Source organism: Micromonospora sp. D93 (genome assembly GCF_018070365.1).
In the GTDB taxonomy this organism is placed as follows: Bacteria; Actinomycetota; Actinomycetes; order Mycobacteriales; family Micromonosporaceae; genus Micromonospora; species Micromonospora ureilytica.
Genome location: NZ_JAGPXW010000008.1, coordinates 1 through 16,209 on the forward strand (window position 1 = coordinate 1; position 16,209 = coordinate 16,209).

A 16,209-nucleotide genomic window follows, 5' to 3' on the forward strand; every position below is an offset into this window, starting at 1 on the left:
AAGGGCTCGGGCACCTCAAGCTCGGCGACGAGCTGCTCGCAGCGCCTGCGTAGTCGGTGCAACCTCACGTCAGCGTTCTCCCGCTCGTCGGTGTACTGCCACCGAAGGATCTGCATGCTCAGCCGCGGTCGGTAGCACCGCGATCAGATCGAGCACCTCGGCGGTGCTGGCCCGGCCGAAGGCGTCGGTGAGGATGGCCGTGAACGCCTCGTCGCCGAGCCCGGCCCGTAGTTCGCGCAGCGCGTTGAGGTCGAGTGCCGCGTTCGTCGACCCGATCTGCCGGTCGATGCTCAGTGCCTCGACGATCAGCGGGATCCCCTCCGCAGGGTGGCCCTGCTCGACGCGCAGCTGCCCGATCGCCACCTGGTCTAGCGCCACTTCCTCCCAGCTGCCCTGCTCGCGGTCGATCCGCAGGCAGGTCCGGTAGCACCGCTCGGCCAGGGCCCGGTTGCCGCGCAGACCGGCCACCCGCCCGAGGTGGAAGGTGCTGTTGGAGACACCCGACCGGTTCCCCAGCCGTTTCTTGATGGCGATGGAGCGGCGGTAGAACCCGTCCGCGCCGGCGAGATCCTCCTGCTCCTCGCAGACCCGGCCGAGCTGGTGCAGGACGATGGCCTGGTTGGGCTCGTGGCGCAGCACCCGGTAGACCTCCAGCGCCTGCTCGTAGCGGGACCGGGCCTCGGCCAGCCGGCGCGTTTCCAGGGCCACCAGGCCGAGGTCCTCGTGGCACTTGGCGACCCCCGCCCGGTAGCCGGCGGCGGCGCAGATCGGCAACGCCCGCAGGAGACACATCCGGGCGGTGCCGAACTCGCCCGCCTGGGCGGCCGCGATGGCGAGCAGGACGTATCCGCTGCCCAGCGGTGTCGGGTGGGAACCGTCGAACCGGAACCGTAGGTACGACTCGACCCACTCGACCCGCTGCGCCGCCCGCCGTGGGTCGAGGTGCCGGGCCAATAGGTCGGAGAAGGCAGGCACCCCCAGTTCCAGGCGCTGCACGGCCAACCATTCCAGGGCCGACTGGTGCGGCGGCTCGTCGTCCCCGCCGATCGCGTTCAGGGTGTGCGGCACCGCCTCGGCAGCCCGGCCGAGGACGGTTCGGACGCAGCCGAGCAGTTCGTCGCAGCGGCGCAGCAGCGGGTCCTCGCCGAGGGCCGCGACGATCGTCCGGGCGCGGGCGAAGCAGCTCTCGGCGAATTCGAGGTCGTCGAGGTCGCGGGAGAGGTGACCGAGCAGCAGCGTGCACTCAGCGATGTGACCGTTGCTGCCGACCTCCTCGAAGATCTTCAGGGCGGCGCGGACCCGGGACTCGGCGACGTCGTAGGCGAAGCGGGCGAGCGCGATCCGTCCGAGCATCACCAGGCCACTGCCCTGTTGCACCCGGACGCCCAACCGCCCGTAGGTGGTGATCGCCACCTCGATGCACTGCTCCGCCTTCACGAGGTCCCGGGCTTCGAAGGCGAGGACGCCGATCTGGTGGTGGCTCGCCGCGATCCCGTCCAGGTCGTCGAGTTCCCGGACGATCGCCAGCTCTTCCAGGTAACGCGACATGGCCAGTTCGGCGTCGCCGTTGCCGCGGGCGATGCCGGCGAGCTGGTGCAGGGTCCGGGCGACGGCCGCGCGATCGTCGAGCCGGCTCAGGATCGTCAACGCCTCCTGGTACAGCCGGTCCGCGGTCGCCCGGTCGCCCCGGTTGTCGGCGACCAGGCCCAGGTGGTGCAGGAGCTTGCCGACCCCGGTGTCGTCGCCGAGAGCCCGGTAGACGGCCAGCGCCGCCTCGTAGCGCTCGGTCGCCCGCGGGTACTCGCCCCGGTTGAGGTGTACGTCGCCGAGTCCCTTGAGGAAGCTCGCCGAGCGCGCCGAGCCCGGGGGCGCCATCGGCAGCAGTTCCCGCCAGATCTTCTCCTCCCAGGCCCAGTGCCCGGCCGCGTGCAACTCATGGCAGGCCAGCTCGGAGTAGGTGACGACCTCGTCGGTGTCACCCGCCGCCAGGTGGTGGTAGCGCGCCTCGACAGTTCGGCGGATGAAGTCGTGCTGGTCGCTGCTGGACCGGGCCCGCCAGCCCCAGTAACGGCCCGCCCGGCGATGCGAGTCGGCCACCGCGTCGCGGCCGGCGATCCGCAGCAGGCTCGCCGCCGTCCACCGGTGCACCAGGTGGCCTCCGGTCACCGGGGCGAGCAGCCCCAGGTGGGCGAGGGTCTCGACCGACTCGTCCAGCCCCGCGGGCTCCGGTGGTGGGTTGCTGCCGTCCACCGGGTCGGCGAGCTGCCAGGCGAGGCCGGTGCGGTCTACCGGTGTGCGGTACACCGCCGCGCCGAGCAGCAACCGGCGGGCCGCCGGGACGGCCTCCAGGCGGGCGAGCAGCCGGGGCAGCAGCACGTCCTCGGCGGCCAGCGCGCCGGCCTCGGCCAGTGGCGTGCCAATCTCTGCGGGCCCGGCGTTCCGGCCGTCGGCCGCCGCCAGTCGGCCGGCCACCTCGTCGGATCGGGCGCTGCCGTCGCGCAGCAGGCCGTCGAGGTATTCCAGCGCGCGCGGGTGGCCACCCAGCCGGTGCCACATCCGCTGCTGTTCCGCCGGCGCCAGCCGGCCGACGCCCGGCAGCCGCCAGAGCAGCTTGCGGGTCTCCTGCCAGGAGAGCGGACCGAGGTGGCAGGTTTCGAGGCCGGTGACCGGGAACGGGTGCCGGCTGGTCACGACCAACTCGTGCCGGGCCGCCCAGGCGGCGAGGAACGCGGCCAGGTCCGCGTCGGCCAACCGGTGCTCGGCGTCCAGGGCGTCCTCGGCGTTGTCGAGGACGAGCAGCAGCGGCGGGCCGCCGCCGGCGATCGCGTTCAGCCGTCGCCGCCAGTCCTGCCCCGGCTCGGCGAGGGCGACGAGCCATCGCCGCAGCGGTTCGTCCGGGGTCACCTCCGCGCACCGGCTCTCCACCTGGCGGCGCAGCTCGTCGAGGATCCCGTCGACGGTGGCGTCGCCGTGGGTCGCCACCACGATGCCGCCCGCGCCGCGGAACCGCTGCGCGAGTTCCGCGGCGAGGCTCGTCTTGCCGATGCCACCGATGCCGTGTACGAGCACCCGCAGCTTTCCCCGGGACAGCCGGCGCAGGATCTCCCGGCGGCCCACGAAGTCCGTGGGTGCGCGCACCACACCGTGCCCGACGACCGACTGGCCGGGCGTCGGGGCGCCGGCCGCGCCGTCCCGGCCGCCGGCCAGCCGCAGCCCGTGGTCGGCCAGGAACAGCGTCGGAATCCACCACTCGGCGGCGGTCGGTGCCAGCTCGCGGCGTACGGCGGAGACCTCCGCCAGCAGCTCCGGCTCGCTCCGGGCGGCCAGCCGCTCGTAGAGCCGAGCGCAGAACTCGATGGTGTACCCGTCGCTGACCGTCCCGTTCATCGCCAGCACCGCCGGTGCGCCATGGGCCAGCAGCGCCCCGGCCAACCCGGGCAGCTCCCGTTGATCCTGGCGAGCGGTCGAACAGCCGGCGAGAACGATCAACGGCACGGTCCGACCCGGCGGCAGCACCTCGGCCAGGAACCGCGCGGCGTCCACGCGATCCTCCGTGCCGGTGGGGGTCTCCAGCAGCAGCGCGCCGGGGCCCGCGTGACTGGAGACGTGCAGAACGTGGAACGGCTCCTCGGCGAGGGCGGCCCGGATCGCGGCGGCGCTACCCCACTCCAGGACGCGCACCCGTGCCCCGTGCCGGTGCCCGGGTTCCACCGCGCCGAGGATCCGCCCGAGTTCCCGTTCGTGGTCCAGCAGCGGCTGGGTGGAGTCGTCCGGGCTAGCGATCGCCGCGAGCATTCGCAGCGGGCCGTCCACCCGGACCGCGGGTACCGGTGTGTCGGGGCCGGTCCGGCAGACGTCGACGTCCGGGTGCAGCGCCAGCGGCAGCTCGTCACCGGGCAGCACCAGGGTCTCCCAGGGCAGGTCGGCCAGGGCACTGTCGACGACCTCGATGCCAAGCCGGTGCCGACCGGGCCGGGCCAGCTCCGCGCGCAGGGCCGCGCCGGGGGCGTCGAGGAAGCGGCGGCCGAGCGCGACGCCGACCTCGTACGACAGCTCCACGGAAGGATCGCCGCGCAGTCGCCAGAGCAGGTCGGCCAAGCGTTGATCGGCCGGCCCCACCGGGTGTCGCCACCGGTCGTCCCCGACGGCCAGGACCACGTCGGTCGCGCTGACGGTCAACCGGATCACAGAGGCCCCCTGCGGTCAGCCGGCGGCCGACCCGACGCCGGGGCGGGTTGCCGGACTGACCGATACTGTATCCATGGCCGACAATCCCGAGGAGCTCGCGCAGGTCAACGCCGTGCGGATCAACGACAGCGGTGAGCTGGAGTTCTTCGACGGCCAGCGCTGGGTGCCGTACACGGATCTGCCCGACGACGAGAACGGCCCGCTGGGCGTCGTCTTCCGCGACGACGCCCGATGACCGGGGAGTCACCGACGAGCGGCGCCGGGCTGGACGCGCTGCCGTCCCCGTTGGACTCGGTCGCGGACAGCCGGGCGGCGGCCCGCTGGATCATCTCGTCGGCCGGCGCGGTGGGCGCGCTGCTGCTCGGAGGTGGCCCGCTGATCGCCGCCGGCAAGGTCACCGATTGGGCGCACGCGGCGTGGGCGGGCGGCGGTCTGCTGGTGGCGCTGGTGGGTGTGGCCTGGGCGATCTGGCGGACCAGCGAGGTGCTCGTCCCGCCGATGACCACGCCGGCCTCGCTCACCAGCCCGGAGCTGCGCGGGCTGCGCGAGCGGCTGGAGGCCGAGCCCTGGCACCACTTCGGCGGGTACGCGGGTGACGTCGACGGCCTGCTGCGGCATCGCCGGATCGCCGCGGAGATCACCGCTCGCCTGCCGACGGCCCCGCCGCAGGAGCGGGCCGCCCTCCGGGACGGGCTCGCCACCGCGCGGCGCAACATCGCCCGGACCGACCCGTACCTGCGCTGGCTGCTCGCCACCGCGCACGCCTGGCAGGTCCGGGAGACGTTGCGCCGGTCCCGCCGGCAGACCTTCCTGGCCGCCACTCTGGTGGTGGCCGGGGCAGTGGTGTTCATCGCCGCGACCGCCGGATAGCGTGCCGCCACGTCGGGCTACGACGAAAGCGGGACGCCCTCCAGCCGTCGCTCAGTACGGGTATCCGGGGACGTTGAGCCGCACGCTGTACAGCCCGGAGTCGCCCCACCGACCCGACGTGACGAAGAGGGTCTGCCGGTCGGGGCCGCCGAACGCCACGTTGGTAGTGCCGGAGCTGCCGGATCGGATGGTGCCGAGCTGGGTGCCCGTGGGGGAGTAGACGTGGACCAGGGAGTCGCCGCCCGAGGTCCAGTACACGTTGCCGGCGCAGTCGATCGTGCCGCCGTCCGGCCCGCCGATGTAGTTCACGAAGACACTGCGGGCACCGACACTGCCGTCCGGCTGGACCGCGTACTTGTAGATCTTGTTCTCGGAGTAGGCACCCACGTACAGCGCGGACCCGTCCGGCGAGAGCGAGATGCCGTTGGGTTGGCGCAACCGGTCGTCGACCAGCGACACCTGCCCGTTGGAGACGCGGAAGACGCTGGTACGCCCGCTCATCTGGTCCGGGCGGTTGCCGCGCTGGAAGTTGGGGTCGGTGAAGTAGACGACGCCGTCGGATCGGACCGCCACGTCGTTCGGCGAATTGAAGGCCCGGCCCTGGTAGTTCGGTGCGACGGTGCTGCGGGCCTGGTCGCTCAGCTGGTACGCGGACACGTTCCGCTGGTCGTGGGTGGCCGCGACGAGTTGCTGGCCGTCGGCGCTGAGTGCCAGGCCGTTGCTGCCGGAGTTGGCGATGAACGTGTCGAAGGTCGCCGGCGGGGTGAACCGGCGGATCGTCGACGGCTGGACGTTGTACGGCCCGGTGCCGCCGGCCATGTCGGACATCAGCAGGTAGCCGCCGTCGGCGACCCAGACCGGCCCTTCGAGGAAGGTGAACCCGCCCTGGATTCGTGGAGCCGTCACGGTGCTGGCCGGCAGCGGTGAGCCGTAACTGGCCCCCGTCGGGCAGACCCCGGGCGGTGCGCCGGGCGGGCCGGCGAGCGCGGCGTGAGCGCTAACATGCTCAGCGTCGACGGCAGCACCGGCGGGCAGTGTGGTGGCGCTGACCGCAAGGCACAGGCCGGCAAGTGCGGCAATGGTGGGACGCCAGGTCATCGAATACTCCAATCGGCGTCGAGGGTTGCGATGGCCGGCGTGCGAGGTTCGGTGGCTGGCACGGCGTGAGGGCGGGCCGTCGGTGTGGGCAATCCGGAGCCTAAGTTACGAACCAGCGGCCCGCAGCATTCTTTCGACGTTGATTCCGAAACGGATCGGAGGCGACACGCAAAGACGCTGGTCAATGCACAATAGCGTCGGAAAATCCTTCCGGTACGACCACAGTAGACGGAATCAGCCGTGGCCCCGGGCGTTCAGCCGGACACGGGCTGGAACCTGGCCACCGCGCCGGAGCTCATCACCGAGGCGGTCCGCCGGATGACCAGCGCCGTCGGCTAGGGCTTCCCGCCTTCTTCGACGGGGACGCAACGTGATGGTCGTCCGGTCCCGTCGAGCTTGCGGAGGAGGGAGCCTCGATGGTGGATGCCGAGGGTGAGTTCGTGGAGTACGTCTCCGCGCGACTGCCGAGCCTGCATCGGACCGCGTTCCTGATGTGCGGCGACGCCCATCTGGCCGACGACGTGGTGCAGCAGACGGTGACGGCGCTCTACGTGAACTGGCGCCGGGTCAGCCGGGCCGACAACGTCGACGCGTACGTGCATCGGATGCTGGTGCACAAGCTCGTCGATGAGAAGCGGTTGAGCTGGGCGAAGGTCCGCCTGCTGGGGTCGGTGCCGGAGCCGGAGCGCTCGCCGGTGACCCCGCATGACGACCTGGCCGAGCGGGACAGCCTGCTCGCCGCGCTCGCTCGCCTCCCGCGCGGCCAGCGCACCGTGCTGGTCCTGCGGTTCCTGTGCGACCTGTCACTGGCCGACACGGCCGCCGCGATGGGCTGCTCCGAGGGCAACGTGAAGTCGCAGACGGCTCGGGCGTTGGCGGCCGTTCGCCAGGTGCTCGACGTCACCGAGATGTCAGTGAGGAGTCCGAGATGACCACGGTGGACGATCAGCGGATCGCCGAGCTGCTGCGGTCGGTGCCGGTACCCGAGCCGCGGGTCGACCTGGGCCGGGCGGTCCGAGACGGCCGGCGTCGCCGCCAGCGTCGGCGCGTCGGCGGGATCGCCGCGCTGACGGTGCTCGCCGGGGTCGGTGTCGTGGGCGCCGTTCAGGTCGGTGGGACCGCCGGCCCGCCGGCCCCGACCACGTCGGCGCTCGCGGTGTCACCTGCCGAAACCGGGTCGACCGCTCCGCGCCCGCCGGTCACCTGCCAGGCGGAGTGGCTGTCGCAACCGGTCGGGGGTCCGGTCGCGGTGGCCAACGGAGTCGACCCCACCGGGCGGCACGTCGTCGGTGACATCGGAACCGGGCAGGAGGACGGGCGGGTCGTGCGGTGGACCGACGGCCGACCGGTTGTCCTGCCGCGTGCCGCGCGGCACGCGGCCGCGGTCAATGCCAGTGGCGATGTGGTCGGCACCAACGGCGACGGCACCGGCTGGCTGTACCGGGATGGGAAGTTGCGCTTCCTGGCCACCCCGACCGGCTACGACGCGGTGCTCGTGCACGCCGTCAACGGCCGGGGCGACATCGTCGGGACCGCCCGCAGGTCCGACGACTCGCACCAGGCCGTGCTGTGGTCGACGGACCAGCCCCAGAAGTACCGGCTGGTCGGCCAACGGGGATCGTCGGCGACCGGGATCACCGAGGACGGCACGATCGTCGGCACGGTGGGCGACCGGCCCTACCGGTGGACGCCGCAGGGCGTCGGGGCGGCGCTGGCGGTGCCTGACGGCTACCCGCGGGCGTCGATCGACTCGGCGCACGGCGAATGGGCGATCGGCATGGTTCCCGGCGGCCAACGGAACGGCGCCGTGCAGATGCTGCCGGTGCTGTGGAATCTCGCCACCGGAGCGGTGAGCCTGTTGCCCTTCCCGGGGGCGAGCGGCGTCGCCGGCAATGGTGAGGTGCTGGTCGTCGACGGTGCGCCGCTGGTCGTGGCCCCGGATGGCACCTACCGCCGGTTGCCGGGCCGGCCCGAGGTGCGGGCGACCGAGGCGGGCACGTACACGGCCGAGGCGATCAGCGACGACGGTCTGACGGTGGTCGGGGCCGTCTACGAGAACGAGGCGTGGCGGCCGTTGGTGTGGCGCTGCAAACGCTGAGCGGCCTCCATCGTTGGCGTGCCGTCCGGGTCGTTTCAACCGACCGGGTCCGTGGGTACGCTCCCACCGGCTGATCACCCGATCGACGGAGACTCCTCGTGATTATGGCTCTGCTGCTCGACCTCGCCAACATCGTCGGTGGCTTCCTGCTCGCCGTCGCGGTGCTGCGGCTGCTGCCACGGGTCGGCGACGACCTGGGCCGCCTCGCCGGTCGGGCCGCCCCGATCGCGTGGGTGGTCGGGCTCGTGGCCCTGGTGACCGGCGGCTACTACCTCATCGTCCATTTGGTGTCCGGGCCTCGGGTGTTCCACTTCGAGGTGGTGGGGATCGCTGTGGGGCTCGCCCTGCTGTGGGGCCGGCTGACCGGACGGTCGACGCCGCGCGACGAGCGGTCAGACGGTGCCACCGGCGTGCGGCTGCTGCTCGCGATCTTCGGCCTCATCGCGATCGTCGTCGGCGTCCAGGGGTTGTTCACCCCGGACGGCTGACGGCGAGTCACCCGGTCACGCGGTTGTGGACGGTCGCGGCGCCCAGGTGCCCGCGGCGCTGGCGATCAGAAGTATCACCGCCGGTAGGAACGCGCCACCGATGCCCAGCCCGAGCAGCAGACCCCATCCGGTGAGGACGAGCGCGGCCACCAAATCGGCGACCACTGCCAGCCGACCGATCCGCTGCGCGAGAACGGGCAGCAGCGCCGTGACAACCGGAACGCCGAGCAGATAGGTGGCGGCGGTGCCCGAGTCGTCCACGGTGAAGGGGGTCAGCGCGGCGGCCACCAGCACGGTGATCGCCAGGGCCGACCATCTGAGCACCGACCGGGTGTCGGCCGGCTTGCGGACCAGGACCACGAGACCGACGAGCAGGACGCCCACGATTGCGCCGATGGTAGCCAGAGCAATCATCTCGTTCTCCTCGACCGCCGCGGGTGGCGTTCAATCGAAGACGGCTGATCGTCGTCTCCGCCTCTCACGATACGGCTGGTCGGGCCACCTGCACGAGGTCCGCTCTCCTGCTCGTTTGAGCAGGGGTCAGTCGGCGTTCAGCACCTCCCGCAGCCGCGCGGCGAACTCCTCGGGCTTGCCCGCGTAGCCGAACTCGCCGCCGAGGAACCCGCCGTGGTGGCTCGGGAACACCACGGCCTCCTGGCCGAGCAGCGCCGCGAGGCCCAGGGCGGTGCGAGCGGTGTACGTTCCGGCCGACTCCTCGCCGACAGCGACCACGATGCGGGTGGGCGCGGCGGTGAGCATACTCGCGTCGGGGCGGTAGTCGGTGATCGCCCACGAGCTCTGCGACAGCAGCGGATCGTCGCGGTTGCCGTCGTCGTCGGCGGCCATGCCGAACATCGCCGGGTCGGGGGTGGGCTGGGCGAAGTAGGCATCGGTGAACTCGCCCTGCCAGGACGTCATCGCGATGAACGCGGCCATCCCCGCACCCGAACCCTTCGCCTGGTACGCGTCGTAGAAGCCCGCTCGGGCGCGTTCGGCGGCCGTTGCGTCGGGGAGCACGGCGTTGATCGGCGGTTCGTGCGCCACCAGGGTGGCGACGTCGTCGGGGTGGGTGGCGACCAGTTCGAGTGCGGTCACCGCGCCGCCGCTGCTGGCGATCACGTCGACCGGACCAACGTCGAGCGCTTCGAGGAGCGCGTGCAGGTCGGCGGCCTGCTGCTGCGGCGTGTGGTCGGACCGACCGTCCTTGCGGACGCTGCGGCCCAGACCGCGCGGGTCGTAGGTGAGGACCGTGCGGTCCGTGAAGTGCGGGGCGAGCGCGGTGAAGCCCTCCGCCGTCATCGGTTGGCCGATCATGAGCAGCGCACGGTGGGCGCCAGCGGGAGGCAGCGGGCCGCGGACGTCGTAGACCAGGTCGACGCCGGGAATGACCAGTGTGTGCGTCTGGATGTCCTGCATTCGATGAGACTACGGCCGGTTGACCGGTGTCAGGGTGCCTTGAGGGCGGCGAGCCACCCGGTTCTTCGGGACGGCGCTCGTGCGTCGATCCTGGCGGGCAATGGTCAAGTACTACCGATCGGTGGCGCGGCGGATGGTCGCGGCCATCTCCGACGAGTCGTGGCCGGGCTCGACTCCGTCGACGAGAATCACCTCGCCGGTGAGGTGCCTCGTCCGCAGGGGCTTGATCTCCTGATAGGCGCTGGACCGGTACCAGGAGCGGGCCTGGGTCAGGTCGGGAAACTCGATGACGATCACGTCGCCGGGCCAGTCGCCCTCCAGGACGTCGATGGCGCCGCCGTGGACGAGGAACCGGCCCGCGAAAGGCGCGAGGGTGGCGTCGATTCGCTCCAGGTACGTCAGCACGTCGGCGTGGACGGGTGCCTTGCGGAGGTGGGCGAGCGCGTACGCGGTCATGATTGTCTGTCCTTTGCGTCTGGGCTTCTGCCCGGGGTCGCGGTGGTGGCGGGCGGCGTGGGCCGCCGCGTCGCGGCGCCGGATCGGCCGTGTCGAAAGCACTATTGCCGCTGTTGTGGTGGGCTGTCGATTACCTCGCAGGTAATGGCCCGGGTGCCGGCGCGGAATTAGGGTCGGTGAGTGATGATCTCGACCCGGCCGGGGCGACCAGTGGGGGAGTTGCTGCGTGACTGGCGCCGAACTCGCGGAATGAGCCAGCTCGACCTGTCGATCGAGGCGGGAGTGTCGACCCGGCATCTGAGTTTCGTCGAGACCGGGCGATCCCGGCCGAGCCCCGATCTCATCCTGCGGCTGGCCGAACACCTGGAGATGCCGCTGGCCGAGCGCAACACGATGCTGCTGGCCGGCGGCTACGCGCCCGCGTACCCCCGCCACGAACTGAGCGACCCCGAGTTGGCGCCGGTACGTGCCGCCGTACGACAGATCCTCGACGGTCACAGCCCGTACCCCGCGCTGCTCGTGGACCAGCACTGGCACCTCGTCGACGCCAACCCTGCCGTCGCCCTGTTCACCATGGACGCGCAGCCGCACCTGCTCACCCCACCGATCAACGTGCTGCGCCTCAGCCTGCACCCCGACGGCCTGGCGCCGCGCATCGTCAATCTGCCCGAGTGGCGTGCCCACCTGCTGAAACGGCTGCACCAGCAGGCGACGTCGACCAGCGACCCGACCCTGTACGACCTGCACGAGGAACTGCGCGGCTATCCCGGTGGCGACGTCGACACGACACCGGCCGGCGATGCCCTCTCACGTGTTCTCGTCCCGCTGCGATACCGGCACGGTGACCAGGAGCTGTCCTTCGTCAGCACCACGACCCTCTTCGGCACGCCGCGGGATGTCACAGTCGCCGGGCTGGCCGTCGAGGCGTTCTTTCCCGCTGACTCGGAGACCACGCAAGCCCTCCGAGCCCGTGCCGATCGTGACTCGGCTACCCGTCACCCTGGGGACCCGGCGGCGGCTGACGGAGCGCGTCGCCGATGATGCCGGGCATCCGCCGGGCCACTCCCGCGAGGAGATCCGCGACCTGCACGCGCGGATCGTCGCGGGAGTCGACCATCACCAGCCCCGCCAGGGGTGACGCACCGCTCGGCAACGCCCCAGCCCGGTTGCCGGCCGTCGGCGCCCCGCCGTTGTCGGCCAACACCCGCTGGAGGCGGGTCAGCCGATCGGCCGTCAGGGCGCTCTGCTCGTCGTGGGTCACCAGCACCTGCCGTTGGCCGCCGCTCCAGGACAGGACCGTCTCCGCCAGCGCCGGCAGCAGCGGTTCCAGCGGGGGAGGGACCGTGCGGTCGTCGCTGTCGAGCCTGGCCACCACTGCCCGCACGTGGCTGGGGCTGAGCTGGTCGAGGACGGCGTCGGCCACCGTGCCGAGGCCGTGTCGCCGCAGCGCGTCCCGGGCCTGGAAGAACCGCTGCACCGTCTGGTCGACCGGGAGTCGCCGCTTCATCCGGACCAGGTCGACGAACGCAGACAGAAAGGAGCCCCAGTCGTCTCCGGTCGAGCGTCCGGCCTCGTGCAGGGCGAGGGCGGCCGGACGGTGCTCGCGAGCGAGGCGGGTGCCCGCCGCGTACGACGGCTCGGTCAGCAGGAAGTCGACGATGCGGGTGACGAGGAAGAGCTCCTTGTCGATGAGGTGGACGTGCGCGCGGCCGGTCACCGCCGCGAGGAACCACTCCAGTGCCTCTTCCGCACCCGAGCCGCGCAAGAACCGGCCGGACTTGAGCTCGTGCGGCGCGAACCGGAACCCGGACCGCAGGGCGGTGATGAGCGCGACCGCCTCGTCGACGGCCAGGTCGACGCTGGCGTGCGTGATCACCGGGGCGGTCGAGTGCAGCAGGTTGGTGCCGGAGAAGCCCGACTCGTCGCAGGCGATCTCCACCACGGCCCCGACCACCACCGCGCCACCCGGCGGTAGCCCACCTTGAAGAGGCGATCTCACCGCCGCCCTCCCGCCATGCCGCCCATGGTCACCCGTGCGCCGGCAGAGAACAACCCGATTGTGTACGCCAGCCACTGTGCTCGATGGGAGCGGTGCTCCATGATCAACCCATGAGAGCGGCGACCTGGCGGATGGTGGTGCTGTCGTTTCCCGGACCGGTGGCGCTGGCGGTGTGGCTGCTGGTGACGGTGCCGGGTCCACTGGTGTTCTTCGAGTGGACGCATCGGTGCTCGTCGGACCGGTGCGCGACCTGTTCGGCGGTCCCACCTCCGTACATCTGATGTATGTCCACCGGGGTTGGTTGCCGTGGGCGTCGATCCGGCGGTTTGCCATGCGATGCCACGTCATTCCGCCGCTGCTCACCTGCCCATGCATCTTGCTGACCGGCCAGATGGGTGATCTGCTCACCAATCGATCGACCGTTGCCTATTCTGTGGCCCCGGAGTAACCTTCCCGAAACACATCAGATGTCTGGCTCGCGGATCCCCATGTCGAGTCCCATAGTTGTCACGCTTCGGGGTGGCCGGACTGGTCACCGTTTGGAGGATCGATGTCAGACCTGACCCGACGGCAAGCCCTCAAGATCGGTGCGGCCGGCGCGGGCGGCGCTCTCCTGCCGGTGCCCTGGACCGCCGTGGCCAAGGCGGACTCGGTGGCGCCGCCGCAGGTGTTGGCCGCCGGGGACCTCGCCCTCTGGTACGACGAGGGGGCCGGCACCGACTGGCTGCGGGCGCTGCCGATCGGTAACGGCCGGCTCGGCGCCATGGTCTTCGGTAACGTCGACACCGAGCGACTTCAGCTCAATGAGGACACCGTCTGGGCCGGTGGGCCCCACGACCCCAGCAACACCAGAGGGGCGGGAGCGCTGGCGGAGATCCGGCGGCTGGTCAACGCGAACCAGTGGACCCAGGCCCAGGACCTCATCAACCAGACCATGATGGGCAACCCCGGCGGCCAGTTGGCCTACCAGACCGTCGGCAACCTCCGGCTCGCCTTCGGATCCGCCAGCGGAGCCTCCCAGCACAACCGGACGCTCGACCTGACCACCGCCACCGTCACGACGACGTACGTGCTCAACGGCGTTCGTCACCAGCGGGAGGTGTTCGCCAGCGCGCCCGACCAGGTCATCGCGATTCGCCTGACCGCCGACCGGACCGGCTCGATCAGCTTCACCGCCACCTTCGACAGCCCGCAGCGCACCACGGTCTCCAGCCCGGACGGCACCACGATCGGCCTCGACGGCATCTCCGGGAACATGGAGGGCATCACCGGCGCGGTGCGCTTCCTGGCCCTGGCCAACGCCACCGTCAGCGGCGGCAGCGTGTCCAGCTCCGGTGGCACTTTGCGGGTGACGAACGCCAACAGCGTGACCCTGCTGGTCTCCATCGGCTCCAGCTACGTCAACTACCGCAATGTCGGCGGCGACTACCAGGGCATCGCCCGACAGCGCCTCAGCGCCGCGCGGGCCAGCAGCTACGACCAGCTGCGCAGCCGGCACGTGGCCGACTACCAGGCGTTGTTCGGCCGGGTCACCCTCGACCTGGGCCGTACGTCCGCGGCCGACCAGACGACGGACGTCCGGATCGCCCAGCACAACAGCGTGAACGACCCGCAGTTCTCGGCGCTGCTGTTCCAGTTCGGGCGGTACCTGCTGATCTCGTCGTCGCGGCCCGGCACCCAGCCGGCCAACCTCCAGGGCATCTGGAACGACTCGTTGGCCCCCTCCTGGGACTCGAAGTACACGATCAACGCCAACCTGCCGATGAACTACTGGCCGGCCAACACCACGAACCTGGCCGAGTGTCACAACCCGGTCTTCGACATGGTCCGGGACCTCGCCGTCACCGGAACGCGGACCGCCCAGGTGCAGTACGGCGCCGCCAGCGGCTGGGTCACCCACCACAACACCGACGCGTGGCGGGCCACAGCGGTGGTGGACGGCGCGTTCTGGGGCATGTGGCAGACCGGTGGCGCCTGGCTGTCCACGTTGATCTGGGACCACTACCTGTTCAACGGCGACATCGAGTTCCTGCGGACCAACTACCCGGCCATGAAGGGCGCGGCGCAGTTCTTCCTCAACACCCTGGTGACCGAGCCGACCCTCGGCTACCTGGTGACCAACCCGTCGAACTCGCCGGAGCTGAGCCACCACTCGAACGCCAGCGTGTGCGCCGGCCCCACGATGGACAACCAGATCCTGCGGGACCTGTTCGACGGCGTCGCCCGCGCGAGCGAGATCCTCGACGTGGACAGCACCTTCCGGGCGCAGGTTCGCGCCACCCGGGACCGGCTCGCGCCCATGAAGGTCGGCTCGCGCGGAAACATCATGGAGTGGCTCTACGACTGGGTGGAGACCGAGCCCAACCACCGGCACATCTCGCACCTGTACGGGCTGGCGCCCAGCAACCAGATCACCAAGCGGGGCACCCCGCAGTTGTTCGAGGCCGCCCGGCGGACCCTGGCGCTGCGCGGCGACGACGGAACGGGCTGGTCGCTGGCCTGGAAAATCAACTTCTGGGCTCGGATGGAGGAGGGCAAGCGGGCCCACGACCTGATCCGCTACCTCGCCACCACCGCGCGACTCGCGCCCAACATGTTCGACCTGCACCCGCCGTTCCAGATCGACGGCAACTTCGGTGCCACCGCCGGCATCGCCGAGATGCTGTTGCAGAGTCATATCGGTGAGCTGCACGTCCTGCCCGCGCTGCCGCCGGCCTGGCCGAGCGGACGGGTGACCGGCCTGCGCGGTCGGGGTGGGCACACGGTCGGCATCACGTGGGCGAGCGGTGTGGCCACCGAGATCCTCGTCCGACCGGACCGGGCCGGCACCGTCCGCCTGCGGTCCCGGATCCTGACCGGCACCGTCACGGTGGTCGACACCTCCGACGGTACGGCGGCCCGGACCACCCGGATCGACTCCGACCTGATCGACGTCACCGTGCAGGCTGGACGCACCTACCGGGTCACCAGTTCCGGTGTCGCCACACCGACGCTGGAGCAGAGCTTCAGCAACGTCGGCATCACCAGCGACAGCAACACCAACGTCGGAAACTTCGACGGGGGCGGGGCCTCGCTTTCCGCGCAGGCCCTGGCGGCGGCCGGCGCGAGCCCGGGCGGCACGATCAGCCGCAACGGGGTCAACTTCCGCTGGCCCAACGTCAGCTCCGGGGCGGCCGACAACGCCATCGCCTCGGGCCAGACCATCGGCGTGACCGGCAGCGGCAGCACGCTCGGCTTCCTGCTGACCGGCACCTACGGCGCGGTGTCAGGGACGGGCACTGTGGTCTACGCCGACGGCACCCGCCAGACGTTCACGTTGGGCACGCCCGACTGGTACGGCGGGCCGCACTCCGGTGGCACCGCGGCCATCGTGTCCGCGTACCAGAACCGGCCCAACAACGCCCGCCAGGCCACCGCCGCCTGCATCTACTACGTGGGTGTCGCGTTGCAGAGCAAGGCGGTGGCCTCGGTCGTGTTGCCCAACATCAGCGCCCGGCCCGCCACGAACGTGCCGACCATGCACGTCTTCGCCATCGCGATCGGGGGCTGACGGCAACAGATCCTGCTCGGGGGAGCATGACCGGGCCCGTCCCAGT

At 71.3% G+C, this 16,209-nt stretch carries 14 protein-coding genes; 8 read left to right on the forward strand and 6 right to left on the reverse strand.

Annotated elements, in window-relative coordinates; all coding sequences use genetic code 11:
• Positions 1-69: 69 nt before the first annotated feature.
• Positions 70-4,188 (reverse strand): tetratricopeptide repeat protein, encoded by a 4,119-nt coding sequence (locus KBX71_RS11940; protein ID WP_210818000.1) that lies wholly within the window; start codon positions 4,186-4,188, stop codon positions 70-72.
• Between the two features lie 73 nt (positions 4,189-4,261).
• Here KBX71_RS11940 and KBX71_RS11945 point away from each other — a divergent pair, with 73 nt between their 5' ends.
• Together KBX71_RS11945 and KBX71_RS11950 are read left to right on the forward strand one after the other, a co-directional pair.
• On the forward strand, positions 4,262-4,423 hold the full coding sequence (locus tag KBX71_RS11945) for a hypothetical protein (protein ID WP_210818001.1): 162 nt from the start codon (positions 4,262-4,264) through the stop codon (positions 4,421-4,423).
• Positions 4,420-5,058 (forward strand): hypothetical protein, encoded by a 639-nt coding sequence (locus KBX71_RS11950; RefSeq protein ID WP_210818002.1) that lies wholly within the window; start codon positions 4,420-4,422, stop codon positions 5,056-5,058. The genes KBX71_RS11945 and KBX71_RS11950 overlap by 4 nt, the downstream gene beginning before the upstream one ends.
• Before the next feature lie 51 nt (positions 5,059-5,109).
• On the opposite strand, the gene KBX71_RS11955 is transcribed toward KBX71_RS11950, so the two are convergent.
• Positions 5,110-6,156, reverse strand: a complete 1,047-nt coding sequence (locus KBX71_RS11955) for an SMP-30/gluconolactonase/LRE family protein (RefSeq protein WP_210818003.1) — start codon at positions 6,154-6,156, stop codon at positions 5,110-5,112.
• Between the two features lie 416 nt (positions 6,157-6,572).
• Here KBX71_RS11955 and KBX71_RS11960 point away from each other — a divergent pair, with 416 nt between their 5' ends.
• The 3 genes from KBX71_RS11960 (at position 6,573) to KBX71_RS11970 (ending at position 8,742) form a co-directional block, all read left to right on the forward strand.
• Positions 6,573-7,088: a SigE family RNA polymerase sigma factor gene (locus KBX71_RS11960; protein ID WP_124821096.1), complete on the forward strand. Its 516-nt coding sequence runs from the start codon at positions 6,573-6,575 to the stop codon at positions 7,086-7,088.
• Entirely contained in the window at positions 7,085-8,254 is a 1,170-nt protein-coding gene (locus KBX71_RS11965) for a hypothetical protein (RefSeq protein WP_210818004.1), read from the forward strand. Before KBX71_RS11960 ends, KBX71_RS11965 begins: the two co-directional genes overlap by 4 nt.
• Before the next feature lie 104 nt (positions 8,255-8,358).
• A complete protein-coding gene (locus KBX71_RS11970) occupies positions 8,359-8,742 on the forward strand; it encodes a hypothetical protein (protein ID WP_247683365.1) in 384 nt (127 codons plus the stop codon).
• Between the two features lie 15 nt (positions 8,743-8,757).
• Here KBX71_RS11970 and KBX71_RS11975 read toward each other — a convergent pair whose 3' ends face one another.
• From KBX71_RS11975 to KBX71_RS11985, 3 genes are all read right to left on the reverse strand, one after another.
• Entirely contained in the window at positions 8,758-9,156 is a 399-nt protein-coding gene (locus KBX71_RS11975; protein WP_210818006.1) for a hypothetical protein, read from the reverse strand.
• 126 nt (positions 9,157-9,282) lie between these two features.
• On the reverse strand, positions 9,283-10,158 hold the full coding sequence (locus tag KBX71_RS11980) for an alpha/beta fold hydrolase (RefSeq protein WP_210818007.1): 876 nt from the start codon (positions 10,156-10,158) through the stop codon (positions 9,283-9,285).
• Between the two features lie 111 nt (positions 10,159-10,269).
• Entirely contained in the window at positions 10,270-10,614 is a 345-nt protein-coding gene (locus KBX71_RS11985) for a DUF1330 domain-containing protein (RefSeq protein WP_210818008.1), read from the reverse strand.
• Positions 10,615-10,797: 183 nt separating this feature from the next.
• Between KBX71_RS11985 and KBX71_RS11990 the strand changes: the two genes are divergently transcribed.
• Positions 10,798-11,655 carry a helix-turn-helix domain-containing protein gene (locus KBX71_RS11990; RefSeq protein ID WP_210818150.1) on the forward strand — a complete coding sequence of 286 codons (858 nt, stop codon included), beginning with the start codon at positions 10,798-10,800 and terminating at the stop codon, positions 11,653-11,655.
• Here KBX71_RS11990 and KBX71_RS11995 read toward each other — a convergent pair.
• Positions 11,603-12,613, reverse strand: a complete 1,011-nt coding sequence (locus tag KBX71_RS11995) for a hypothetical protein (RefSeq protein ID WP_247683354.1) — start codon at positions 12,611-12,613, stop codon at positions 11,603-11,605. The genes KBX71_RS11990 and KBX71_RS11995 overlap by 53 nt on opposite strands.
• A gap of 110 nt (positions 12,614-12,723) precedes the next feature.
• On the opposite strand from KBX71_RS11995, the gene KBX71_RS12000 reads away from it, so the two are divergent.
• Positions 12,724-12,894, forward strand: a complete 171-nt coding sequence (locus KBX71_RS12000) for a hypothetical protein (protein WP_210818009.1) — start codon at positions 12,724-12,726, stop codon at positions 12,892-12,894.
• Between the two features lie 269 nt (positions 12,895-13,163).
• A complete protein-coding gene (locus KBX71_RS12005) occupies positions 13,164-16,163 on the forward strand; it encodes a glycoside hydrolase N-terminal domain-containing protein (protein ID WP_210818010.1) in 3,000 nt (999 codons plus the stop codon).
• Positions 16,164-16,209 lie beyond the last annotated feature (46 nt).

What these genes read in the sequence shown, in the direction of transcription:
- KBX71_RS11945 (WP_210818001.1), top strand. Translation starts at nt 4,262, where the DNA reads ATGGCCGACAATCCCGAGGAGCTCGCGCAGGTCAACGCCGTGCGGATC.
- KBX71_RS11950 (WP_210818002.1), top strand. Translation starts at nt 4,420, where the DNA reads ATGACCGGGGAGTCACCGACGAGCGGCGCCGGGCTGGACGCGCTGCCG.
- KBX71_RS11955 (WP_210818003.1), bottom strand. Translation starts at nt 6,156, where the DNA reads ATGACCTGGCGTCCCACCATTGCCGCACTTGCCGGCCTGTGCCTTGCG.
- KBX71_RS11960 (WP_124821096.1), top strand. Translation starts at nt 6,573, where the DNA reads ATGGTGGATGCCGAGGGTGAGTTCGTGGAGTACGTCTCCGCGCGACTG.
- KBX71_RS11965 (WP_210818004.1), top strand. Translation starts at nt 7,085, where the DNA reads ATGACCACGGTGGACGATCAGCGGATCGCCGAGCTGCTGCGGTCGGTG.
- KBX71_RS11970 (WP_247683365.1), top strand. Translation starts at nt 8,359, where the DNA reads ATGGCTCTGCTGCTCGACCTCGCCAACATCGTCGGTGGCTTCCTGCTC.
- KBX71_RS11975 (WP_210818006.1), bottom strand. Translation starts at nt 9,156, where the DNA reads ATGATTGCTCTGGCTACCATCGGCGCAATCGTGGGCGTCCTGCTCGTC.
- KBX71_RS11980 (WP_210818007.1), bottom strand. Translation starts at nt 10,158, where the DNA reads ATGCAGGACATCCAGACGCACACACTGGTCATTCCCGGCGTCGACCTG.
- KBX71_RS11985 (WP_210818008.1), bottom strand. Translation starts at nt 10,614, where the DNA reads ATGACCGCGTACGCGCTCGCCCACCTCCGCAAGGCACCCGTCCACGCC.
- KBX71_RS11990 (WP_210818150.1), top strand. Translation starts at nt 10,798, where the DNA reads ATGATCTCGACCCGGCCGGGGCGACCAGTGGGGGAGTTGCTGCGTGAC.
- KBX71_RS12000 (WP_210818009.1), top strand. Translation starts at nt 12,724, where the DNA reads ATGAGAGCGGCGACCTGGCGGATGGTGGTGCTGTCGTTTCCCGGACCG.
- KBX71_RS12005 (WP_210818010.1), top strand. Translation starts at nt 13,164, where the DNA reads ATGTCAGACCTGACCCGACGGCAAGCCCTCAAGATCGGTGCGGCCGGC.